Origin of the sequence: Nonomuraea sp. NPDC049269, assembly GCF_043197155.1 — a bacterium.
Lineage (GTDB): Bacteria > Actinomycetota > Actinomycetes > Streptosporangiales > Streptosporangiaceae > Nonomuraea.
This window is the reverse complement of sequence record NZ_JBICSO010000004.1, coordinates 810,982-833,622: the sequence shown is the minus strand read 5'-3', so window position 1 is coordinate 833,622 and position 22,641 is coordinate 810,982. Positions and strand designations below refer to the sequence as shown.

Below are 22,641 nucleotides of genomic sequence, written 5' to 3'. Positions count from 1 at the left end.
TCGCCCGTACGCCACCCTATAGCGGGCCTCACCGATCGGATTCGCCAGGTGGTTTGGGCAGGCGGAGTGCGTTCAGGAGCCACACCAGGGCGAAGCCGACGGCGAGTACGCCGAACAGGCGCGTGGCCCCCGTCATGCCCAACGCGACGGTCAGCGGAGCCACCGCCAGCGACGACACCCCTTGCAACCCCGACGACAGCCCGAACGCCGTGACCATCACGCGCCCGCGGATGTGGTCGGGGCTGGCCAGCTGCAGCCCGTTGATGGCCAGGATCGCGCACGCGCCCACCCCGAGATGACCGGCCATGGCGGCGGGTATGCCCGACCACAGGCTGCCGGCCTGGGCCAGGGCGAGGTAGCCCAGCCCGAACACCGCCAGGGCGCAGCCCGGCACGAGCAGCCGTCGCCGCGACGGCCCCGTCAGCGGTGACGTGCCGGTCAGCGGTGACGTGCCGATGGGCGGCGGCGACGTGCCGATCAGTCGCCGGCCCAGGAACGGCCCGAGCACGGAGCCGACGCCCTGCGCCAGGTACAGGACGCCGATTCCGGCGTCGGTGGCGCCGAACCGTTCGAGTGCGTAGACGGGCAGGAGACCGACGATGCCGTAACACAGGCGCAGCGCCGCCGTCAGCCAGAGCAGGGCCGACACGGTGGGGGTGTCACGGATGAAGCGCCACAGCTCGGAAGTGTCGGTACGTACGCGCATGCGGCGGGTCACCGGGGCGGTGGAGAACGGGCGGCGGATGCGGGCGATGAGGACGGCGGACGCGGCGAAGGAGGCGGCGTCGATCAGCAGGGTGGCCGTGCTGCCCCAGGCGGCCGTGACCAGGCCGCCGAGCCCCGCGCCGAGCAGCAGGCTGGAGGAGTAGAGGCTGCCGAGCGTGGCCTGGGCGATGGGCAGCCGGTCGGGGGCGACGAGGTTGGGGAGGACGACCTCGGGGATCGGGCTCGACACCGCGGCCGACACCGACAGCACGGCCAGCGAGACCAGCGCCAGAGGGACCGATCCCAGGTGGAAGGCGGCGAGCAGACCCGCCAGGGGGACGATGGCGGCGAGGTCGCAGGCAATGCGCAGGCGGCGGCGGTCCAGGCGGTCGGTCAGCGAGCCGATGAGCGGCATCAGCAGGATGCCGGGCAGCGATTCGACGGCGAACAGCAGAGCCGTCAGCCCGGCCGAGCCGGTGCGGTGGTAGACGAAGGCGTTCAGGGCGACGAAGGTGAACCAGTCGCCGGTCAGGCTGAGGGCCGAGGCGAGGAAGAGCCGGCGGAAGTCGGGGTTGCCGCGCAGCAGGGCGAGCAGTGCGACTCCGGGCAGGCGGGAAGGAACGGATGACACCTGGTGACTCCAAGCAGCCGAGCCGTCCGACCGGGAAGGCCGGACGGGCGAAGGGGGGATCGCTTCGCGGGATGCCCGGCGGGTCGAGCGCCGGGCGGCTGCTGATCAGTCACACAGGTGTTGCATGGGTGGAGGTTAACGCACCGCGGGTCTCGGCGTCAGGAGCGGCCCAGGACCTCGTACTTGACCCGCATGACACCGGCGCCCGTGTTGCCGATGGCGGAGAAGGCGGCTGACGAAAGGTCGAGGCAGCGACCGCCCACGTAAGGGCCGCGGTCGTTGATGCGGACCGTGACCGAATCGCCGTTCGCCGGGTTGGTGACGCGGACCCTGCTGCCCAGCGGGAGCGTCTTGTGCGCGGCGGTCATGGCGGACGGGTCGAAGCGTTCGCCGCTGGCGGTCATCTGCCCTTCGTCGTAGTAGGAGGCGCCGCAGGTGCCCGAACTGATCACGCGGGTCTTCGGCTTGGCGGCCTCGGTCTTCGCCTTGCGGACCGGCACGGTCTTCGCCTCGTCGGCCGGCTTGGTCTTCGGCTGGGCCGCTGCGGCCTTGGGGAGGGCAGTGGTTTTGGGTTCGGACGGCTTGGGGGTCGCCGACTTGGTGCTGGGCTTGTTCGGCTGGGGGGTCTTCGACGGGGTGTCGGACCTCGTGTACGTGGGGGACTGCGCGACATCGAGTGCCGCGGTGGTCTTGGGGGCGTCGTCGTTGGCGACGGCGGCCCAGGCGGTGGTCGAGGCGGCGGCTACGACGGCCGCGCCGGCCGCGACGGTGACCCAACGGCGCTTGGTCGGAGCCTGACGCTCCGGGTTCGGACGGCTCGGCTTGGCGGAGTGCTGGCCCAAGGTAAACCACAGTCCTAGCTAGGGGACAGGACAGGGAAAGGCCAGGTCGGGGGCTGATCGGGGGTGCGCGTCGGCCAATCCCACACGCAGGGCGGGTGCCCCGCGAACGTGGACGAACATATGCGACAAATAGCGAGTAAAGACAACTTAATGGGACGTTCAGTGACATATCTCACTTTGGTCACAAGTTTGCCAGGACGCTGAGCGTACGCCGGGGATCTTGGGGCATCCGGAGAACGCGGACTGTGTCACCTTGGGGGTAGGTTGACGGCACTTTGGGGCATGCCGAACTGGCCGGTCGTGCCAGAAACCGTGCTCAGAACATGAGCGAGCGGACCGTCTCCACCGTGTCGGCGTCCGCGGCCCGCTTGTCGGGCCGGTAGCGCAGCACCCGCGCGAACCGCAGCGCCATCCCCCCGGGGTAGCGCGGCGACCGCTGCACCCCGTCGAACGCGATCTCCACGACCAGCTCGGGACGGAGCTTGACCGTCCACTCGTCGGCGGGCCCCTCGGCCAGCTCAAGGAAGCGTTCGGTCTGCCAGGCGAGCAGCTCGTCGGTCAGGCCCTTGAACGTCTTGCCCAGCATCACGAACCCGCCGCTCTCCGGGTCACGGGCGCCGAGGTGCAGGTTGGACAGCTTGCCTTCGCGGCGGCCGTGGCCCCATTCGGCCGCGAGCACGACGAGATCGAGCGTGTGACGCGGCTTGACCTTGATCCACCCAGCCCCCCGGCGGCCGGCCGCGTAGGGGGAGGTCAGCGACTTGACGACCAGACCCTCGTGGCCGGCCTTGATCACGTCGGTGAAGTACTTCTCCGCCTCCGAGACGTCACCCGTGACGATCCGCGGCGTGAGCAGACCGGGTGTGACGGTCTCGGCGAGGAGCTCCTGGCGCAGGGAGTAAGGCAGGTCGAGCAGGTCGGTCCCGTTCACCCGCAGCGCGTCGAAGAAGAACACGCTCAGCGGCGTCCGCTCCCGCAGCCGCGGCACGTCGGTCTTGCTCGTCGCCCGGCTCGCCGTCACCTGGAACGGGTGCGGCCGCCCGTCGGGCCGCAGCGCGATCACCTCGCCGTCGAGCACGAGGTCGTCGGACGCCAGGTCGAGCACGGCCTCCACGAGCTCGGGCACCTGGGCGGTGATGTCGTCGAGCGTGCGGGTGAACACCCGGACCTGGTCGCCGGAGCGGTGCGCCTGCACGCGTACGCCGTCGAGCTTCCACTCCAGCGCGGCCGGTGCGCCCGCCTTCTCCAGCGCGGCGGCGACGTTGGGCGCGCTGCCGGCGAGCATCGGCGAGACCGCCCGGCCCACCTCCAGCTTGACCGCGCGCAGAGCCTCAACCCCACCGGCCAGCGCCGCCGCGCCCACGGCCGGCAGCCAGCCGCGCAGCGTCAGCGCCCGCCGCACGTCGGCGGACGGCGCGCCCGACGCCTTGGCGATCGCCTCGATCATCACCCCGTCGAGGGCGCCCTGACGCAGCTCGCCGCCGAGCAGCCTGAGCATGAACGCCTGCTCCTGGGTGGTCAGCCCGGCGAACAGCTGGGTGACCAGCGTCTTGCGCGCCGCCTGCGAACCCTGGCCGGAGACCGACTTGATCCTCGACAGCAGCGCGTCGACGTCGGTGAGGGTGGCGGTGGCGGCCAGCTTGGCGGGGGGCAGGTCCTGAAGGGTCCGCCAGCCCACGCCCACCTGGCGCTGCGGCAGCTCACCCGACAGGTAGGAGATGGCGATCTCCGCCTCATCGGCGCCGACCCTGCCGAGCAGCTCCGCCAGATGGCCGATCTTGCCGAGCCGGGCCGACGTGCGTGTCACCGCCTCAGAAACCCGCACCACGTCGATCAACAGCACATGCCCTATGTTGCCGTACTTCGCCGACAATTCCGCCGCGCTTAGACCAGCATTTTGTCCGGTGTTGGGCCCCCGAAGGGGCGGGGCGGGCCTGGGGGCCCGCCCCGGCGTGTTAACGGACGGCCAGGAGGTCGACCACGAAGATGAGCGTCTCATTCGGCTTGATGCGGGCGCCGGCGCCGCGGCTGCCATAGCCGAGGTGCGGCGGGATGACCAGCTTGCGGCGGCCGCCCACCTTCATGCCGGCCACGCCCTGGTCCCAGCCGGCGATGACGCGCCCGCCACCGAGCGGGAACTCGAACGCGTTGCCGCTGTTCCACGACGCGTCGAACTCCTCGCCGGTCGAGAACGCGACGCCCACGTAGTGGACGCTGACGCTCTGGCCGGGCTTGGCCTCGGGGCCGTCACCCACGACGATGTCGGTGATCTCCAGGTCGGCGGGCGGGTTGCCCCCGGGGAAGTCGATTTCCGGCTTCTCGAGTGCCACGAATTACTCCTGTTGAGAATTGGCGATCAGGAATGAACCCGACGACTCTATGCGGTCGGGATAAGGTCAGCGTTCATGGCCGCCCTTTCTCCTGATGCGATCCTGCTCACCGGGCGCGTCGCCGTGATCACCGGGGCGGCCCGGGGGATCGGGCGGGCGATCGCGGAGACGTTCGCGGCATTCGGGGCTCTGGTCGCGATCTGCGACCGGGACCAGCCCCCATACGGCGGCGAGTTCGCCATGACGCTGGACGTGCGGGATCCGGTCGCCGTCGAGGTGTTCGCCCAGGCCGTGCGGGAGCGGTGGGGGCGGGTGGACGTGCTGGTGAACAACGCGGGCGGGACGTTCCACGCCGCGTTCGCCGACACGACGGTCCGCGGCGAGCGGACCCTGATCGAGGAGAACTTCACGCAGGTCACCGGCATGATCCGGCGGCTGCTGCCGATGATGGGAGCCGGGGCGTCGATCATCAACGTGACCTCCAGCGAAGCGCATCAGGCGGCGCCGGGGTTCGCGGTCTACGCCGCGATGAAGGCGGGGGTGGAGAGCCTGACGAAGTCGCTCGCGCTGGAGTTCGCGCCCCTGGGCATCAGGGTGAACGCGATCGCGCCCGACGGGCTGCCCACCGACGGCGAGGCCGAGGTGCGGGAGCGGATGGTGGACGGGCCGTTCGAGCCGGTACGGCTGCCGCCGCTCGGGCACCTCGGGGAGCCGGCCGACGCGGCGGGCGCGGCGGTGTTCCTGGCCAGCGATCTGGCCAGGTTCGTGACCGGCACGACGGTGCACGTCGACGGCGGGATCCACGCGGCGGGCGGCTGGCGCCGCACCTGAGGCTCCGCGCTACGCACCTGAGGCTTCGCGCTACCAGCTCTGGTGGAGCGGCATGCCCTCGGTGTAGCCGGAGGCGCTCTGGATGCCGACCACCGCGCGCTCGTGGAGCTCCTCCAGGTTCGTCGCCCCCGCGTACGTGCACGACGACCGCAACCCGGCCACGATCGCGTCGATCTGGTCCTCCACGCTCGGCCGCCGCGGATCCAGGTACATGCGCGAGGTCGAGATCCCCTCCTCGAACAGCGACTTCCTGGCCCGGTCGAACGCGCTGTCCTCCGCCGTGCGCAGCCGCACGGCCCGCGCCGACGCCATGCCGAAGTTCTCCTTGTACCTGCGCCCGTCGGCGTCGGTGCGCGCGTCGCCGGGAGACTCGTACGTCCCGGCGAACCAGGAGCCGATCATCACGTTCGCCGCGCCCGCCGCCAGGGCGAGCGCCACGTCACGCGGGTGCCGGACGCCGCCGTCGGCCCACACGTGCCGGCCGAGCCGGCGCGCCTCAGCCGAGCATTCGAGCACGGCCGAGAACTGCGGCCGCCCCACCCCGGTCATCATCCGCGTCGTGCACATGGCGCCGGGTCCGACGCCCACCTTGAGGATGTCCGCGCCCGCGTCCACCAGGTCGCGCACGCCCTCAGCGGTCACCACGTTGCCCGCCGCCACCGGCACGCCCGGGTCGAGCGCCCGGACCGCGCGCAGGGCGGAGACCATCTTCTCCTGGTGCCCGTGCGCGGTGTCGACCACCAGGCAGTCGATCCCGGCATCGAGCAGCTCCTTGGCCTTGGCCGCGACGTCGCCGTTCACGCCGACGGCGGCCGCGATGCGCAGCCGGCCGGCGGCGTCGAGCGCGGGCTGGTAGAGCGTGGCGCGCAGGGCGCCCGTGCGGGTCAGGATGCCGACCAGGCGGCCCTCGGCGTCGACGATGGGCGCCAGGCGGTGGCGGCCCCCGTGCAGCCGGTCGAAGGCCGCGCGCGGCTCCAGCCCGGCCGGCAGCGTCAGCAGCTCGCTCGACATCACCTGCGACAGCTGCGTGTACATGTCGACGCCCTGGCAGTCGGCCTCGGTCACCACGCCGACCGGCTGGTTGTCCCAGTCGACGACGATGACCGCGCCGTGGGCGCGCTTGGGCAGCAGCTGCATGGCCTCGCCGACGGTGTCGTGCGGGGTCAGTGTGAGCGGCGTGTCGTGGACCAGGTCGCGCTTCTTGACCCAGTCGACGACCTCCGCCACGACGTCGATGGGAATGTCCTGCGGGATCACCGTGATGCCGCCCCGGCGGGCGATGGTCTCGGCCATGCGCCGGCCGGCGACCGCGGTCATGTTGGCCACGACGATGGGGATGGTGGTGCCCGTGCCGTCGTTGGTCGAGAGGTCGACCGCGAGCCGGGAGCCGACCGAGGAACGCGACGGGACCATGAACACGTCGCTGTACGTCAAGTCGTATTGCGGCGCGAGGCCGTTAAGGAACTTCACGTTCGTCCATCTTATGCGCTGACGCCCTAACGAGGGGTTTCCCCTGTCTCGTGGCCATATGATCGGCCAGGAAACTTAGGGGGTGGAGGGCCTGTGGAGGTCACTGAGAGAAACGAGCTGACCGTCGTCGGTATCGCCGTACGCACGTCGAACGCCGACGAGATCGACCCCGCCAGGGCGAAGCTGCCCGTGCTGTGGCAACGAGCGGGCGCCCCCGGGGCGTTCGCGCACGTCCCGGGACGCGTCGACGAGAACCTTTATGCGGTCCTGACCGATTACGAGAGCGACCAGCACGGCGCCTACACGCAGATCGTCGGCATCGGCGTCCGGACGGTGCCCAGACTGCCCGAGGGCATGGTCGCCGTACGCGTGCCCGCGGGCACGGCCCTGCGAGTGGAGGCGCGCGGCCAGATGCCGCAGGCGATCGTCGAGGCCTGGCAGCAGGTGTGGAAGCACAGCGAGTCGGGCGGTACGCCCCCACGGGCGTTCACGACGGACCTTGAGGTGCACCACCCCGGTGGCGCCGACCTCTACGTCGCCGTTTACTAGCCGTTTCCCGAGCCCGAGCCCGATCGGGCTCGGGTCATGGGCTCACAGGCCGAGCGCGGCCGCGGCGGCTTCGACCGCCGCCGGTTTGACCTCGTCGAGGGGCAGGTGGGCGTACTCCACCGAACAGTCGGACATCCCGCCGATCGCCACGGTCGCGTGGATGTGCCGGGCGGGGGCCGGGTCCGGGCCGAGCAGCAGCGTGATGAGCCGCCGCCGCCAGTCGAACATGCGCTGACCCAGGTCGAGATAGCCCAGCATGGACATCTCCCGCACGATCATGACGGTGACGTCGCGGTGCCGCCAGATCAGGTCGAAGTAGTCTTCGAGCAGCTCGCGCGCGTCACCGGACTCGCGCGTGGCCACGAACCGCTCCATGTCCTCGACCAGCGGCTGGATGATGCTCCTGACCAGGTCGTCGCGTGAGGCGAAGTGGTAGTAGAGGGCGGGCTTGGTGATGCCCAGCCGGTCGGAGATCTGCCGCAGGCTGGTGTTCTGCACTCCCTGCTCGACGAACAACTCGCGCGCCACCGCCTGGATGCGCGCCTTGGTGTCACTGGGCCTCGCCATGGTCCAAGCCTATCCCTTACCTATCGTTAAGTAAGCCCTTGCGGCCGTCGTTACGCTGGCTTACCATCCGTTAAGTAAGGAGGTGCCACCATGCAGATCCTGATCTCCGGCGCGAGCGTCGCCGGACCTGCCCTGGCGTACTGGCTCAACAGGTACGGCTTCGACGTCACCGTCGTGGAGCGCGCCCCGTCGCTCCGCAAGACGGGCGGGCACGCGATCGACCTGTTCAGGCCCGCGATGGACATCGTCGAGAAGATGGGCCTGATCGACCCGATCATGGCCAGGAAGACCGGCACGAACTGGCTCACCATGTACCGGGAGGGCGCGGAGGGGGCCGTGGAGGTCGACCTGCGGCGGGTGTTCACGGCCGTGTCGGACCGGCACGTCGAGATCATGCGCGACGACCTCAGCGAGATCTTCTACGACGCCACCCGCGACGACGTCGAGTACGTCTTCGACGACTCCATCACCGCCATCGGCGAGGACGGCACGGTGACGTTCGAGCGCGGCGCGGACCGGCGGTTCGACCTGGTCGTCGGCGCCGACGGGCTGCACTCGAACGTGCGCGGCCTGGTCTTCGGCCCGGAATCAGGCTTCGCCACCTGGATCGGCGCCTACCTGGCCGTCTTCTCGGTGCCCAACTACCTCGGCCTCGACGGCCGCATGGAGGGACTGTCCGGCCTCGGGCGGGTGGCCGGGATGTACGGCGCGGCGCACCTGGCAGACGCGCGGGCGTTGTTCCTGTTCAGGACGCCGGAGCAGCTCCAGTACCACCACCGCGACGTCGCCCGGCAGAAGGAGCTGCTGCGCGAGCGGTTCGCGGGCGTGGGCTGGGAGGTCCCCCGGCTCCTGGCGGAGCTCGACCGCACCCCGGCCTTCTACTTCGACTCCATCACCCAGCTCCGCCTGGACACCTGGTCGCGCGGCCGGGTGACGCTGGTCGGCGACGCGGGCTACTGCCCGGGGCCGGCCGTGGGCGGCAGCACCAGCCTGGCCGTCGTCGGGGCGTACATCCTGGCCGGCGAGCTGGCCGCCGCGCACGGTGACCACGAGCGCGCCTTCCCCGCCTACGAGGCCGAGATCGGCGAGTACGTACGGCGCAGCCGCGCGTTCGCGGTCGGGGCGGCCAAGCGGATCGTGCCCGGCACCCGGTTCGACCTGTGGGCCCTCACCCAGGCGGCGCGGCTGATCGGCCACGTGCCGGTCGCGGTGAGCAAGGCCGCGGCCAAGCTCGGCAGCAAGGGCATACGGCTGCACGACTCGATCGCGTTGAAGGACTACTCGGCGTACGAGAGCGTGCGCCAGTAGATATCCGGCGGGAAGCCACGAATAGACTGCGCGCCGTGCGTGCCGCCTATTTCGCCTTCGACCGGTTCCCTTCGAGCAAGGGGTCGGCGGTGCACATCGGGCAGATGGCGGCCGAACTGTTCGACCGGTTCGGCGGCGGGCTGCTGGGGGTGCTGGGCGGGGGCGGGCTGCCGCGCTACCAGCGAGAGGGCGACGTCGAGATCGCCAGGTTCGACGAGCAGATCCCCAACCTGATCGACCGGGCCGAGGCGTACTCGCACTGGGTCGCCCGCCATCTCGCGCCGCACCTGGACACACTGGAGCTGGTCCACGTGCGTGACCCGTGGAGCGCGCTGCCGGTGCTCGGGCACCGGCACAAGGTGGTGTACGAGGTGAACGGGCTGCCGTCCATCGAGTTGCCGCACACCTGGCCGCAGACGGCCCCCGCCACGGTGGCCAAGTTGCGGCGGCTGGAGGCGCACTGCCTGGAACAGGCGGACGCCGTTGTCGTGCCATCGAGCGTCATCGGCGACGCCATCCGCAAAATGGGGATAAATCCGGAAAAGGTGTTCCTCGTACCGAACGCCGCCGACCCCGTCGCCGGTGCGTCGTCGGTGCCGCGCGCCAGGCCGCCTGGCGCGCCGGAGCACTACATCATCTATGTGGGCGCCCTCCAGCGCTGGCAGGGCGTGAACGTGCTGCTGCGTGCCTTCGCCAGGCTCGCCGACCTGACCGACCTGCGCCTGGTCGTCTGCTCCTCCGTCCCGGAACGCCGCGCCAAACCGCTCCAACGCCTCGCCGACCGCCTGGGTGTGGCCGAGCGGATCATGTGGCGGTTCACGCTGCCCCACGACGAGGTGGCCGGCTGGCTGGCCGGCGCGGCGATGTCCGCCGCCCCGCTCACCGCCTGCCCGCGCAACCTCGACCAGGGCTGCGCCCCGCTCAAGATCCTGGAGTCGATGGCCGCCGGCACGCCGGTCGTCGCCTCCGACCTGCCGGCCGTACGGGAGATCCTGGGGGAGGACGGCCGGTTGGTCGCGCCCGACCGGCCCGCCGAGCTGGCCCGCGCGATCCGGATCCTCCTGGAGTACCCCGGACAGGCGCGGGCGATGGCGGCGCGGGCCAGTGGCAGGGTGCCCACCTGGGCCGATTCCCGGGCAAAGCTCGCCGAGGTCTACAACCGTGTGTAATGCTTCGCACCATGTTCTGGCGGAAGACGCGAGCGGCTATCGCCGGGTTCCACCCGCTGCACCAGGCCCTCATCTGGGAGCACACGCTGTCGGCCACGATGCCCAGGGCGGAGTGGGCGGCGCTGCTGAACAGCCTCGCCCGGCATGACGCGCTCGTCCGCAGGCGCAAGTGGCGGCTGCCCACACGGACGGAGAGCGTGCTGGTACCGCTGATCAGGGTGCTCTGCGAAGACGTCGGACGCGGCATGGTCGGCATCACCGCCGACCTGCGCGGCCACGGCGTCCCCGGCAAGACCGGGCCGCGCCAGGCCCTGCCCGCCGTGCGGCCGGTGCGCCGGGCCGAACAGTGGTGGGTGACCGACGCGTGGCTCAGCGCCCGCTCGGAGCTGCGAGACGGCAGCGTGCTCACGCTCGCCGTCACCGACGTCGTCAGGTACCGCCACATCGTCAAGGTCAACCCGCGTGGCAAGCGCAAGAGCAAGACCAAGACGAAGGGCGTCCAGCGGATCCAGACCAGCCGCTCGCTGGCCAAGGGCCAGACGCCCATGCGCCCGGGCAGCCCGCCGCCGTGGTGGATCCAGGTGAAGGTCCGTCCGGGCGTCAAGACCGTGATCAGGGCCGCCGCCAAGGTGCCGCTGCCCGCCGACCGCGACCAGCTCGGGGTGATCATGACGACGGCGACCGAGCCTTTCAGATGGACGCAGAGGAGGCGGGCCGCGTGACCCCGTGCATGGTGAGCACCGGATTCTTCGTGCTCGGCCGCTGTGGCCGGGCGCCGGTGGCCGCCTGCGGGCGGTGCGGCAGGCCGATCTGCGACCGGCATGCCGGTCCCGGCGGCGTCTGCCCCGAGTGCGCGGCCGCCCAGGGGTACAGCTCCCCGTACGACCCGCTGTGGACCAGCGGCTTCCGCCGCCACCACTACTACAGCACCTCGTCCACGTACTCGGACCCCGGCTGGTACGGCTCGTTCGACGACTACGACAGAGGCGCCTTCGACCCCGAGGACCAGGGCGACTTCGGCGACTTCGGCGACGGCGACGACCGCGACTTCGTGGACAGCTGATGCGGCTGCTGTGGCTCACCGAGCACTACCCGCCGAGCAGGGGCGGCATGGCCGAGTCCTGCGACCGCATCGTCAGGGGCCTGCGTGAGGCGGGCGCGGAGATCGACGTCGCGCATCTGACCAGGCGGGACCGGCCGTGGCAGATCGGCGGCGAGCGGGGCGGGCGGCTGCTCACCGTGCCGCTGGAGGACAATCCCGAGCACGCTCTGCGCCGGTTGTGGACGACGCTGCGCGGCGAGTCGTACACGCACGTGGTGGCGTTCGGGGGCACGTACGCGATGCTCGGCGCCCCGATCCTGGCCGCCTGGCTCGGTGCCCCGCTGGTGACGCTGCTGCGTGGCAACGACTTCGACACCGGGGTGTTCTCGCTGCGCCGCAGGGGCGCCCTGCTCGACGCCTTACGCGCCTCGGCGACGGTGTGCGTGGTGGCCTCCGGGCACGCCCCGCTGGTGTCGGCGCTCGTTCCGGAAGCGCGGGTGCGGTGGGTGGCCAACGGCATCGACACGTCGAGCTGGCAGATCCTGCCCTCCGAACGCGCGGCGGGCCTGGCCAGGCGGGCCGCCGCGGGCCGGCGCACGATCGGGCTCATCGGGCAGCTCAAGAACAAGAAGGGTGTCGGCTTCCTGCTCGACGCGCTGGCCGCCTCGGGGCACGCCGACCTGTTCCACCTGCTGCTCGTCGGGGAGTTGGAGGAGCACCTGGCCGTGCCCGCCGGGCACACGCGGCTGCCGTTCCTCGACCGCTACGAGCTGCCCGCGCTCTACGCCGCCTGCGACCTGGTCGCGCTGCCGTCCTTCTACGACGGGCTGCCGAACGTGGCCCTGGAGGCAGCGGCGCTCGGCGTCCCGCTGCTCGCCTCCGACGCGGGCGGGCTGGCCGACCTGGTCGACGACGAGATCGGCTTCCGCTTCGCCGCCGGAGACCCGCACGAGTGCCGGGCGGCGGTCGACCGGGCCGCGCGGGCCACGGACGAGCAGCTCGCCAAGCTGGGCACGGCGGCGGCCGAGCGGGTACGCAGGGACTTCACGGTGGCCGCCGAGACGGAGGGCTACCTGCGGGTGTTCAGCGAGAGCGCAGGCTCGTCCGCTTTGTCCAACAACGCAGGCTCGTCTGCTCCACCCGACAGCGCGTGATCGTCTGCTATGCCAGGGGCGGTGGGCTCGGCCATCTCACCCGGGTCGGGGCCTATCTGCACACCGTCCATCCGGGCGCTGCGGCCACGATCCTCACTGAATGGCCGGGCGATCCGGCCGCGCTCTCGCGGGCCGACGAGATCGTGGTGGACGCCTTCCCCGCCGGGCTCGACGGCGAGCTGGACGCGGCGGGGGTGCCGCCGGGGGTGTCGGTCGTGCACCTGGCCAGGCTGCTGCGCTGGGACGCCTACCGGCCGCTGATCCCCGACCGGCCGCTCCGCTTCGCCCAGACGTGGCTGGCCGAGCCGGTGAGCGAGCCGCACCTGGCGTACCTGCGCTCGGTCTCGGATCGGATCGCCCCGCTGACGCTCCGGGATCCGCCGGGCCCATTGGCGGCGACGGCTCCCGGGGACTGGCTGATCGTGCATTCCGGGCCGCCCGAAGAGATCCTGGAGCTGGTGGCGTACGCGCGGGAGAGCGCCGCCCTGGAAGGGCTCAGCCCGCGCCTCGTGCTCGTCTCGCCCGCCGCGCCGCCCGGCCTGCCGGCCGAGGTCGCGCATCTCGCCGTCCGTCCGGCCTGGCCGCTGTTCGCCACGGCCGGCCGCATCGTGTCCGCGGCCGGTTTCAACGTGGTACGGCAGGCCGCGCCGTACCGGCACAAGCACCGGATGGTGCCGTTCCCCCGTCGCTTCGACGACCAGTTCACCCGCGCGGCGAGAGGACGACGGGAAACGACGTGACGCCGCGGACGAACGCGTTGGGCAGGATGCGCGGACCGGCGTCGTCGGCCCAGGCGGCCGAGCCCACCCGGTCGATCCACTCCTCGAAGAAGATCCGTAACTCCAGCCGGGCCAGGGCCGCGCCCAGGCAGAAGTGGGTGCCCAGGCCGAACGCGATGTGCCCGCCCGCCTTCCGCGTCACGTCGAAGACGTCCGGGCGGTCGAACACCGTCTCGTCCCGGTTCGCCGAGCCGTACATGAGCAGGACCTGCTGGCCGCGGCCGATGCGCTGCCCGTGCAGGTCGGTGTCGCGGGTGGCCGAGCGGCACATGTTGAGGATCGGCGTGGTCCAGCGGATGAACTCCTCGACCGCGTTCTCGATCCGGCCCGGGTCCTCGCGCAGCAGCCGCCACTGGTCCGGATGGCGGATCAGCGCGTCGATCGCGGTCGCGATGACCGTGCGGGTGGTCTCCGCGCCGCCGTCGAGCAGCAGCAGCGCCTCGTTCGCCAGGTGGTCGTCGTCGTAGCTGGCCCGGCCGGACCAGAGGGTCACCAGGTCGTCGGCCGGGCACTTGCGGCGCTCCTCGGCCAGGGCCAGCACGGCCTCGCCGAACTCGCCCGCGGCCACCGCGGCCTCGTGGGTGACGTAACGAAGGCCGCCGCCCGCCACGATCGTGGTCTCCGACCAGTGCTTGAGCCGCGGCCAGTCCGCGTCGGGGAAGCCGAGCAGCCAGCCGATCATGCGGGCGGGCAGCGGCGCGGCCAGGGCCGGCACCGCGTCCACGGTGCCGGCCTCCAGGGCCTGGTCGATCAGCTCGGTGACGACCTCGCGGACGCGGCCGGCGTAGCGCTCGTGGACGTGGCGCGGGGTGAAGCGGCGGTAGACGAGGCGGCGGTGCTCGGCGTGCTCAGGGTCGTCCATGCCGATCATCGACGGGTCGGACGGCAGTTGGGGGCGGTAGCCGCCGGTGCTGGTCCACAGCCCGGGATCGCGTTCGATGGCCGAGATGTCGGCGTGCCGGGAGATGCCCCAGAGCCCGTTCGCGGCGTCGTGGTGGACGGGGGAGTGGGCGCGCAGCCAGGCGTAGACGGGTGCGGGGTCGCCCGCGTACAGGGCGCCGTCGAGCAGGTCGGGGTTCATGTCGGGCCGGGACTCCCTCAGGTCGGGGTTCAGGTCAGGCCAGCACTCCCTGGGAGCGCAGTTTCTCCGCCGCCTCGGCGCTCAGACCCCAGGCGGACAGGTCGGTGAGCCGGGTGGCGGGCGAGAGGTCCTGGCCCGGCACGCCGAGCAGGCGCGGGGCGGGGACCGGCTGGCTGAGCCCGCCGACGTCGGCGAAGGCGCCCCTGGCCACGTTGTGCGGATGCCGTACCGCCTCCGCCATGGACAGGACCGGCGACACGCACGCGTCGGAGCCCTCGAACACCGCCTCCCACTCCGCCCGCGTCCGTGACCTGAACTCCTCGGCCAGCCGGGTCCTGAGCGCGGGCCACTGCTTCCTGTCGCCGCGGTCCGGCAGGTCCGACAGCCCCATCCGCGTCACCATCGCCTCCCAGAACTGCGGCTCCAGCGAGCCGACCGCCAGGAACTCCCCGTCGGCCGTCTCATAGGTGTCGTACTGGGGTGCGCCCGTGTCCAGCAGGTTCGTGCCGCGCGCGCCCCAGAAGCCGCTCTGCACGCCGTGGTAGAACATCGCGAACAGGATCGAGGCGCCGTCGACCATGGCCGCGTCGATCACCCGGCCCTTGCCGGTGCGTTCCCGCTCGAACAGGGCGAGCAGTACGCCGTACGCGAGCATGAGGCCGCCGCCGGCGAAGTCGCCCAGGATGTTGATCGGCGGCGTCGGCTTGCCGCCCTCACGGCCGAGCATCGACAGGATGCCGGAGATCGCGATGTAGTCGATGTCGTGGCCCGCGGTGGTGGCCAGCGGGCCGTCCTGTCCCCAGCCGGTCATCCGGCCGTAGATCAGCCGCTCGTTCACCGCGTGGAGGTCGTCGGGTCCGATGCCGAGCCGTTCCGCCACCCCGGGCCGGAACACCTCGATCACCACATCGGCGTGCCCGGCCAGCTCCTTGAACGCGGCGACGCCCTCGGGCGACTTCAGGTCCAGGCCGATGGTGTGCTTGCCGCGGTCCATGACGTCCTTGCGCGGCTCGTCGGACACGGCGGCCACGCGATCGACGCGCAGCACGTCAGCGCCGTGGTCGGCGAGCATCATCCCGGCGAACGGCCCCGGCGCGAGCCCCGCGAGCTCCAGCACCCGGACCCCGGAGAGCGGGCCCTGACGGCCTTCAGACATCGGCATCTCCTACGACTCGGCTGGCCCCAGTAGAACAACATTCGGTGACCTGTGGCAAGACGCCTTCCCGACCTTCAGGCAGACATACGCGAGGTATGGGAAACTTGCCCACTGTTCGGGTGGGTCTATAAGGGTTGGACATGGTTTCGGATAGCAACCGGCTGGTCGCCAAGCGCTACCAGTTACTGCGCGAACTGGGGCGGGGCGGTATGGGCGTGGTCTGGGAGGGCCGCGACACACTGCTCAACCGGCAGATCGCCGTGAAGGAAGTGCTCCTCCCCCCGGGACTGCCTCGGGCGGACCAGGAACGGCAGCTCCTCCGCACCGCCCGCGAGGCACGCGTGGCGGCGCGGTTGAACCACCCGTCGGTCGTCTCGATCTACGACGTGGTCGAGGAGGACGGCCGGCCGTGGATCATCATGGAGCTGGTGCGGTACCCGTCCGTGGAGGAGGTCGTCGCCACATCCGGAGCCCTTCCGGTGCGGCAGGCGGCCGACGTGGGCCGGCAGGTCCTGTCGGCGCTGCGGGCCGCGCACGCGGAGGGAATCCTGCACCGCGACGTCAAGCCGAGCAACATCCTGCTCACCGACGACGGCCGGGCCGTGCTCACCGACTTCGGCATCGCCACCGCCGAGGGCGACGCGTCGCTCACCCAGACCGGGATGGTGACCGGCTCGCCGAGCTTCCTGGCCCCCGAGCGGGTGCGCGCGGCCGAGTCCGGGCCCGCCTCCGACCTGTGGTCGCTCGGCGCCACGCTCTACGCCACGCTGGTCGGGCGGTCGCCGTTCGAGCGCGGCGACCCCATGGCCACGCTGAACGCGCTGCTGAGCGACGAGCCGGACTACCGCCGGATCCCGCCGATCATGCACCCGGCCCTGCAAGGGCTGCTGCGCAAGGAGCCGCACGAACGGGTCAACGCCGAGCAGGCCGACGCGCTGCTGGCCGCCGTCGTCGCCGCCAAGCAGCCGAACAACGACCGGGTCGTGGTCGAGCCGAAGCAGCGCCGCGGCGGTCGTACCCTCGTCGCGGCCGCCGCTGCGGCGGCGCTGGTGGTCGCGGGCGGCGGGTTCGCCTTCTTCAAGCTGAGCGGGGCGGCCGAAGGGGCGCCGGTCGTCACGCAGAGCGCGGTGGCGGTCAGCGCCGCGCCGAGCACGGCGTCGCCCAGCGCCGAGGCCAGCGAGACGCCCACTCCCACGCCGACGCCCACCCGCACCAGGGTCGTGCCGACGGTACGGGCCTGGACGTCGCCCGACGGCTGGTCGATCATGCGGCCCGTCGGCTGGAAGGGCGCGCGCAAGGAGGCGTACACCGAGTGGACCCGCCGGGACCGGGCCGCGCACCTGGGCGTCGAGGCCGTCTACGTCAACCTCGACCCGAACCAGCTCGTCCGCGACTCGCAGGAGACCTTCGAGCAGAACGCCACGGACCTCCAGACCCTGCGCCGCAGGGCCGTCACGCACCAGGGGACCAAGGCCGTGGAATGGGAGTTCACCTACACGGCGGGGGCGACCGGCGACGCGCCGTGGAGCACGCAGGGCACGAAGTATCACGAGATGCAGCGGGCGGTGGCGATCGGTGACACCGCCTACATCCTGTCGTGGACGGCCACCGAGGCCCAGTGGAAACGAGACCAGGGGTTGATGCGGCAGGTGATCGCCAGCTTTACGGTGGCCGCATGAGTTCAATGTCGCCCTGGGATCTCCTCGCGCTGCCGCCGCTCCCCGAGGAGCCGCTGCGGCGGCTGCTCGCGCCACTCGGCGACCGGGTGGCCGTGCGGGTGCCGCCGGCCCGCGACCGCGCCGCGCTCCTCGCCTCGCTGGCCGAGGCGGAGATCGTGCTCGGCGACTGGACGGCGCTGATGGCGCTCGACGCGGAGGCGGTGGCCGCCGCGCCCCGGCTGGCCTTCGTCCAGCAGCCCTCGGTCGGCGTCGACGGCCACGACCTGAGCGCCCTGGCCGCCGCGGGTGTGCCGCTGGCCAACACGGCGGGCGTCAGCGCCGTCGCGGTGTCCGAGTGGTGCCTGGCCGCCGCCCTGTCCCTGTCCCGCAAGCTCGCCGAAGCCGACGCCGCCGTCCGCGCGGGCCACTGGCCGCAGCAGAGCCTCCAGCCCCGCGAACTGCACGGCCGGCAGGTCGGCATCGTCGGCTTCGGCCCGATCGGCGCGGCCTGCGCCCGGCTGTTCCGGGCGTTCGGCTGCCACGTGTCCTACTGGACCCGCACGCCCCGCGAGGAGCCCGGCTACCAGGAGCTGGAGCCGCTGCTGTCCACCTCCGACGTGGTCGTCGTGGTGATCGCGCTGTCCGACGAGACCCGCGGCCTCATCGATCCCCGGCGGCTGAAGCAGGGCGCGTTACTGGTCAACGCGGCCAGGGGCGGGGTCGTCGACCAGGCGGCGCTGGCCGGTGCGCTCACCGGGGGTCATCTCGGCGGCGCCGCGCTCGACGTGTTCGACATCGAGCCGCTGCCCGACGGCGACCCGCTGCGCGAGCTCGACGGGGTGCTGCTGTCGCCACATGTCGCCGGAGTGACGCCGGAGTCCACAGGACGCCTGCTCACGGCCACTATGGCGAACCTCACGGCGGCGCTGGACGGGCGCGAGGTAGAGAATGTGATAAACGGTATATCTCCGATCATCCGCCGGAAGTTTAAGGGTTCGCCCACCGCGTAGGCATACGACCTGGCACGATAAACAGTTTTCGTGTCTTTAACGACCCCGGTCTGGTCGATGTCAGTCCAGGGAGATACCTTCTTCAGGACGATCTCTACCAGCTCAAGGGGGTGCTTCAGTGACGACGTCGATGTCGACACACCAACGGGCAGTAGAGCACATCAGGCAGTCGTACGCGGAGCTCCCGGGGGACGCTTCGCCACGGCTGTCCAAAGCCACGTCCAACCTCTTCCGATTCCGCGACTCGGGCAAGACCGCCAAGCTCTCCGCCAGGGAGCTCGACGAGGTCATCAGCGTCGACCCGGTGACGATGACGGCCGAGGTCCAGGGCATGACGACCTACGAGCACCTGGTCGATGCCACACTGCCGCACGGGCTCATGCCGTACGTGGTGCCCCAGCTCAAGACGATCACGCTGGGCGGCGCGGTGACGGGGCTCGGGATCGAGTCGACCAGCTTCAGGGACGGCCTGCCGCACGAGTCGGTCGAGGAGCTGGAGATCCTGACCGGCGACGGTCGCGTCGTCATCGCCCGCGACGACAACGAGCACCGCGACCTGTTCCGGACCTTCCCCAACTCCTACGGCACGCTCGGCTACGCCCTGCGCATCAAGATCAAGCTCAGGAAGGTCGAGCCGTACGTCAAGCTGACGCACGTCAAGTTCACCGACGCCGACAAGTGCATGCTGGCCCTGCAGGAGATCTGCGACAGCATGGAGCATGACGGGGAGCCCGTCGACTTCGTCGACGGCGTCTTCTTCGAGCCGGGGGAGCTCTACATCACGGTCGGCCGCTTCGCCGAGCGCGCCCCCTACACCTCCGACTACACCGGCATGCGCATCTACTACCAGTCGATCAGGCAGCGCAACCGCGACTGGCTGACGATCCGCGACTACCTCTGGCGCTGGGACACCGACTGGTTCTGGTGCTCGCGTGCCTTCGGCGTCCAGCAGTCGGTGGTCCGCTCGCTGATGCCGCGCCGCTGGATGCGTTCCGACGTCTACCGGCGGCTGGTCGCGCTCGACCGGAAATACGGCGTGGTCGCGCGCGTCGACCGATGGCGCGGTCAGCCCGTTCAGGAATCGGTCATCCAGGACGTCGAGATCCCGGTCGAGCGGGGCGCGGAGTTCCTGGAGTTCTTCCACGACAAGGTCGGCATGACGCCGGTGTGGATGTGCCCGCTGCGGGCCTCGTCCCGCTGGCCGATCTACCCGATGGAGCCCGGCAAGCTGTACATCAACTTCGGCTTCTGGGGAATGGTGCCGCTGCCTCGGGGGCAGTTCGACGGTTACTACAACCGTCTCATCGAAAACTCGGTGCACGAACTCGACGGGCACAAGTCGCTTTACTCGACCTCTTTCTACGCTCGTGAGCAGTTCTGGCAGCTGTACAACGGCGATGCTTACTGGCCGGTCAAGCAGGAATACGACCCGAACGGCCGAATGCTTGACCTGTACGACAAGTGTGTACGGGGAAGGTGAGCAGATGGCTCTCGCATCCATCTTTGAGAAGATCGTTGGCTCGGAAGCCAACATCGCGTTCATGGCCTACGACGGCAGCAAGGCGGGACCCGACGGCGCGGACCTCGCCCTGGAGGTCAAGTCCCCGATAGCGGTCGCCTACCTCGCCCAGGCGCCCGGAGAGCTCGGCCTGGCCAGGGCCTACATCTCCGGCCACATCGACATCCACGGCGACATGTACACCCTGCTCGACCGCATGTGGAACATCACCACCAACGACCTGACGGCCTCGGAGAAGCTCGCGGCCGTCCGTTCGCTGGGGCTGAAGCCGCTCCTGATGCGCGTCCCGGCGCCGCCGCAGGAGATCCGCTCGAGCACCCTGGCCAAGCTCGGCTCCCGGCACGCCAAGCAGCGTGACGCCGAGGCGATCCACCACCACTACGACGTCTCCAACCGCTTCTACGAGTGGGTCCTGGGCCCGTCCATGGCCTACACCTGCGCCGTCTTCCCCTCGGAGGAGTCGACGCTGGAGGAAGCGCAATACGCCAAGTTCGACCTGGTGGCCCGCAAGCTCGGCCTCGAGCCCGGCATGCGACTGCTCGACGTCGGCTGCGGCTGGGGCGGCATGGTCATGCACGCCGCCAAGCACTACGGCGTCAAGGCCCTCGGCGTCACCCTCAGCAAGCAGCAGGCCGAATGGGCCCAGAAAGCGATCATCGACGCCGGGCTCCAGGATCTGGCCGAGGTCCGCTTCATGGACTACCGCGACGTGGTCGAGACGGGCTTCGACGCGGTCAGCTCCATCGGTCTCACCGAACACATCGGCAAGCACAACCTCCCGTCCTACTTCTCGTTCCTGAACAGCAAGCTCAAGGCGGGCGGCCGCCTGCTCAACCACTGCATCACCCGGCCGACCGGCACCGAGAAGACGTTCAACAAGGGCGGCTTCATCAACCGCTACGTCTTCCCCGACGGCGAGCTGGAGTCGGTCGGCTACCTGGTCAGGCAGATGGAGGACCTCGGCTTCGAGATCCGCCACGAGGAGAACCTCCGCGAGCACTACGCCAAGACGCTCCGGCACTGGTGCGACAACCTCGACGCCAACTGGGCCGATGCGGTGCAGGAGGTGGGCATGGGCACTGCCCGCGTCTGGGCGCTGTACATGGCGGGCTGCATCGTGGGCTTCGAACGCAACAAGGTGCAGCTGCACCAGGTGCTGGGGGTCAAACTCGACTCGGAGGGACGCTCCGGGGTCCCGCTGCGACCGTCGATCGACTGGCCCTAGAGCTTTCCGGTGTGAGGGGTTCTGGCCGGCCCCTCACACCAAAGGCCCTCCGCTTCGCTCCGGACGTTCTTCCAGGCGGGCTGACGCCCGCCCCCTGAAGGACCTCGCTCCGCTCGGACGCTCGTCCTGAACGCTTCGCCGGACCGGCTAGATGTGTCGGCCAGGGCGAGATAGACCACCGGGATACCGAGTTGGAGACTCAGGTCGTGCCGCTCAGGGGACGACCAGCGAATTGCAGGCAGTGCGATCCAGCCGTACCGATTGATCGTCCTCGTCAGGCCATTCGTTCTGGAGGTAGAGGCGTACGAGCGCGGCGTGGGACAGCGGCGTCCCGGGATCCGTGACCTCGCCGTTGGTGGTGTAGTCGAGCAGCAGAACCTCCTGCTCGTCGGCGAGGCCGCGGAGGCGTTCGATCAGGTCGGTGGTCTTGTTCTCCAGGACCCACCGGTAAGCGGGCAAGTAGATGCGACGTCTTGCCGTCTCGTATCCCAGCAACCGCTCCCCACGTAAGCCATCGCGGTGGCCTCGCACTTGGCCGTATCTGCGGACGGTGCGCTTGAGGCCGACCATGGTGGTGATGTCCAGCTTGGTGAGGTCGACGTCCGTGGTTTCGAAGACCTTGAGTGCCTGCCAGATTCCTTCGACCGACTGACCGGTGACGCCGGGCGTCTGCGGCACCGTGATGCCGCCGTGCGGATAGAACGGGCTCAACCGCACCCATGGCTCAGCCGCCTTGGAGGTGACGTCAATGATCTGAGCTCCGGGAAGGCCTTGGCGAGCGAGGCCGCCGAACGACGACGGCTGGCGATCCGGATCGGCACGAGGACATCCCTTCCGAACTCTTGGCGGCAGAGCCCAGCATGCCGGACGGCGCCGACAATCCCGGTAGATCATCAGCGGTCCACTTCCGCAGGACGTCGGCGGGGAAGCCGGCCGGTGTGTTGTCCGCGGTCATGACGGCATACCGGTCGGATTGTTGGCGAGCACACAGGCGACGGGCGGGTCGAGCTCAAGGGTCTCGACCCGGAGATGGGTGAAGCCGGCCTGGGTGAGCAGGTTCTGGAGTTCTTGGGCGGCTCGGGCTGTGGTGTCCCGGGTGGCACCGGGGCAGCGGGGCTGGCTGACGAGCGCGATGCGTCCTGCGGGGCGGAGCAGTCGGCGTAGCTCGCGGAGCCGTTCCACCGGGTCGGGCCAGAACCCTGCGGAGTTGACGGCGAGGATGGCGTCGAGCGGATCGCCGAAGCTCGGCAACCGCTCCACGGAGGCGTGCGTGAGGTGCACGCGGTGGGCGCGGACGGCGGCGGCGTTGCGGCGGGTGGCCCGCCGGACCATGGCCCGTGAGTGGTCGATGCCGTAGACGTGGCCCCGGGTGGCGCGGCCGGCGAACTCGGCGATGGCGACGCCGGGACCGAAGCCGATCTCGAGCACCCGGTCGGTGGGCCGTACGTCCAGCAACGACACCGCCCAGATGTTGCGCTGCCGGTTGGACGGGCGATGGGCGAACATCCAGCCGTTCGCCCACCCGACGATGCCCCGGGGGTGATGGGCCTGGCTCACCAGGTATCTGATCACGCGTTGCTTGAGAGATCGCATGATCGCAGTCAACGGCTTCAAG

At 70.6% G+C, this 22,641-nt stretch carries 22 protein-coding genes; 12 read left to right on the top strand and 10 right to left on the bottom strand.

Features of this window, described 5'->3' with window-relative positions:
- Positions 1 to 28 precede the first annotated feature (28 nt).
- The 4 genes from ACGFNP_RS26690 to ACGFNP_RS26675 form a co-directional block, all read right to left on the bottom strand.
- A complete protein-coding gene (locus ACGFNP_RS26690; RefSeq protein ID WP_393323322.1) occupies positions 29 to 1,336 on the bottom strand; it encodes an MFS transporter in 1,308 nt (435 codons plus the stop codon).
- A gap of 158 nt (positions 1,337 to 1,494) precedes the next feature.
- On the bottom strand, positions 1,495 to 2,178 hold the full coding sequence (locus tag ACGFNP_RS26685) for a septal ring lytic transglycosylase RlpA family protein (RefSeq protein ID WP_393323319.1): 684 nt from the start codon (positions 2,176 to 2,178) through the stop codon (positions 1,495 to 1,497).
- Between the two features lie 316 nt (positions 2,179 to 2,494).
- Positions 2,495 to 4,021, bottom strand: a complete 1,527-nt coding sequence (locus ACGFNP_RS26680; RefSeq protein ID WP_393323316.1) for an ATP-dependent DNA ligase — start codon at positions 4,019 to 4,021, stop codon at positions 2,495 to 2,497.
- Between the two features lie 112 nt (positions 4,022 to 4,133).
- Complete coding sequence (locus ACGFNP_RS26675; RefSeq protein WP_358331006.1) at positions 4,134 to 4,508, bottom strand: FKBP-type peptidyl-prolyl cis-trans isomerase; 375 nt, start codon at positions 4,506 to 4,508, stop codon at positions 4,134 to 4,136.
- Positions 4,509 to 4,583: 75 nt separating this feature from the next.
- Between ACGFNP_RS26675 and ACGFNP_RS26670 the strand changes: the two genes are divergently transcribed.
- Complete coding sequence (locus ACGFNP_RS26670) at positions 4,584 to 5,339, top strand: SDR family oxidoreductase (RefSeq protein WP_358331003.1); 756 nt, start codon at positions 4,584 to 4,586, stop codon at positions 5,337 to 5,339.
- Positions 5,340 to 5,369: 30 nt separating this feature from the next.
- On the opposite strand, the gene ACGFNP_RS26665 is transcribed toward ACGFNP_RS26670, so the two are convergent.
- The gene (locus ACGFNP_RS26665; RefSeq protein ID WP_358331000.1) at positions 5,370 to 6,809 is read right to left on the bottom strand and encodes a GuaB1 family IMP dehydrogenase-related protein; all 1,440 of its coding nucleotides are present in this window, start codon (positions 6,807 to 6,809) and stop codon (positions 5,370 to 5,372) included.
- 93 nt (positions 6,810 to 6,902) lie between these two features.
- On the opposite strand from ACGFNP_RS26665, the gene ACGFNP_RS26660 reads away from it, so the two are divergent.
- Positions 6,903 to 7,358, top strand: a complete 456-nt coding sequence (locus ACGFNP_RS26660; protein ID WP_358330997.1) for a GyrI-like domain-containing protein — start codon at positions 6,903 to 6,905, stop codon at positions 7,356 to 7,358.
- 42 nt (positions 7,359 to 7,400) lie between these two features.
- Here ACGFNP_RS26660 and ACGFNP_RS26655 read toward each other — a convergent pair whose 3' ends face one another.
- Complete coding sequence (locus tag ACGFNP_RS26655; RefSeq protein ID WP_393323311.1) at positions 7,401 to 7,925, bottom strand: TetR/AcrR family transcriptional regulator; 525 nt, start codon at positions 7,923 to 7,925, stop codon at positions 7,401 to 7,403.
- A gap of 90 nt (positions 7,926 to 8,015) precedes the next feature.
- Here ACGFNP_RS26655 and ACGFNP_RS26650 point away from each other — a divergent pair, with 90 nt between their 5' ends.
- Genes ACGFNP_RS26650 through ACGFNP_RS26625 form a run of 6 tightly spaced genes read left to right on the top strand, consistent with a single transcriptional unit; the run spans position 8,016 to position 13,338 of the window.
- On the top strand, positions 8,016 to 9,233 hold the full coding sequence (locus ACGFNP_RS26650) for an FAD-dependent monooxygenase (protein ID WP_393323308.1): 1,218 nt from the start codon (positions 8,016 to 8,018) through the stop codon (positions 9,231 to 9,233).
- A 35-nt stretch (positions 9,234 to 9,268) separates the two neighbouring features.
- On the top strand, positions 9,269 to 10,402 hold the full coding sequence (locus tag ACGFNP_RS26645) for a glycosyltransferase (RefSeq protein ID WP_393323305.1): 1,134 nt from the start codon (positions 9,269 to 9,271) through the stop codon (positions 10,400 to 10,402).
- An 11-nt stretch (positions 10,403 to 10,413) separates the two neighbouring features.
- Complete coding sequence (locus ACGFNP_RS26640; protein ID WP_393323302.1) at positions 10,414 to 11,124, top strand: hypothetical protein; 711 nt, start codon at positions 10,414 to 10,416, stop codon at positions 11,122 to 11,124.
- Positions 11,121 to 11,465, top strand: coding sequence for a hypothetical protein (locus ACGFNP_RS26635; RefSeq protein WP_393323299.1), 345 nt, complete (start codon positions 11,121 to 11,123; stop codon positions 11,463 to 11,465). Before ACGFNP_RS26640 ends, ACGFNP_RS26635 begins: the two co-directional genes overlap by 4 nt.
- Positions 11,465 to 12,598 (top strand): glycosyltransferase family 4 protein, encoded by a 1,134-nt coding sequence (locus tag ACGFNP_RS26630; protein WP_393323296.1) that lies wholly within the window; start codon positions 11,465 to 11,467, stop codon positions 12,596 to 12,598. Before ACGFNP_RS26635 ends, ACGFNP_RS26630 begins: the two co-directional genes overlap by 1 nt.
- Positions 12,595 to 13,338 (top strand): hypothetical protein, encoded by a 744-nt coding sequence (locus tag ACGFNP_RS26625; protein WP_393323293.1) that lies wholly within the window; start codon positions 12,595 to 12,597, stop codon positions 13,336 to 13,338. Before ACGFNP_RS26630 ends, ACGFNP_RS26625 begins: the two co-directional genes overlap by 4 nt.
- Here ACGFNP_RS26625 and ACGFNP_RS26620 read toward each other — a convergent pair.
- Together ACGFNP_RS26620 and ACGFNP_RS26615 are read right to left on the bottom strand one after the other, a co-directional pair.
- Positions 13,301 to 14,458 carry a cytochrome P450 gene (locus ACGFNP_RS26620; protein ID WP_393323290.1) on the bottom strand — a complete coding sequence of 386 codons (1,158 nt, stop codon included), beginning with the start codon at positions 14,456 to 14,458 and terminating at the stop codon, positions 13,301 to 13,303. The genes ACGFNP_RS26625 and ACGFNP_RS26620 overlap by 38 nt on opposite strands.
- A gap of 34 nt (positions 14,459 to 14,492) precedes the next feature.
- The gene (locus tag ACGFNP_RS26615; RefSeq protein ID WP_358330971.1) at positions 14,493 to 15,614 is read right to left on the bottom strand and encodes a CaiB/BaiF CoA-transferase family protein; all 1,122 of its coding nucleotides are present in this window, start codon (positions 15,612 to 15,614) and stop codon (positions 14,493 to 14,495) included.
- Positions 15,615 to 15,754: 140 nt separating this feature from the next.
- Here ACGFNP_RS26615 and ACGFNP_RS26610 point away from each other — a divergent pair, with 140 nt between their 5' ends.
- From ACGFNP_RS26610 to ACGFNP_RS26595, 4 genes are all read left to right on the top strand, one after another.
- A complete protein-coding gene (locus ACGFNP_RS26610; protein ID WP_393323286.1) occupies positions 15,755 to 17,293 on the top strand; it encodes a serine/threonine-protein kinase in 1,539 nt (512 codons plus the stop codon).
- A complete protein-coding gene (locus tag ACGFNP_RS26605) occupies positions 17,290 to 18,282 on the top strand; it encodes an NAD(P)-dependent oxidoreductase (RefSeq protein ID WP_393323283.1) in 993 nt (330 codons plus the stop codon). The genes ACGFNP_RS26610 and ACGFNP_RS26605 overlap by 4 nt, the downstream gene beginning before the upstream one ends.
- Positions 18,283 to 18,412: 130 nt before the next feature.
- The gene (locus ACGFNP_RS26600) at positions 18,413 to 19,762 is read left to right on the top strand and encodes an FAD-binding oxidoreductase (RefSeq protein WP_358330962.1); all 1,350 of its coding nucleotides are present in this window, start codon (positions 18,413 to 18,415) and stop codon (positions 19,760 to 19,762) included.
- Positions 19,763 to 19,766: 4 nt separating this feature from the next.
- Positions 19,767 to 21,026, top strand: a complete 1,260-nt coding sequence (locus ACGFNP_RS26595) for a cyclopropane-fatty-acyl-phospholipid synthase family protein (RefSeq protein WP_358330959.1) — start codon at positions 19,767 to 19,769, stop codon at positions 21,024 to 21,026.
- Between the two features lie 213 nt (positions 21,027 to 21,239).
- On the opposite strand, the gene ACGFNP_RS26590 is transcribed toward ACGFNP_RS26595, so the two are convergent.
- Both ACGFNP_RS26590 and ACGFNP_RS26585 read right to left on the bottom strand, forming a co-directional pair.
- Positions 21,240 to 21,743, bottom strand: coding sequence for a DUF6939 family protein (locus ACGFNP_RS26590; protein ID WP_393323278.1), 504 nt, complete (start codon positions 21,741 to 21,743; stop codon positions 21,240 to 21,242).
- 234 nt (positions 21,744 to 21,977) lie between these two features.
- The gene (locus ACGFNP_RS26585) at positions 21,978 to 22,619 is read right to left on the bottom strand and encodes a class I SAM-dependent methyltransferase (RefSeq protein WP_393323275.1); all 642 of its coding nucleotides are present in this window, start codon (positions 22,617 to 22,619) and stop codon (positions 21,978 to 21,980) included.
- Between the last annotated feature and the right edge of the window lie 22 nt (positions 22,620 to 22,641).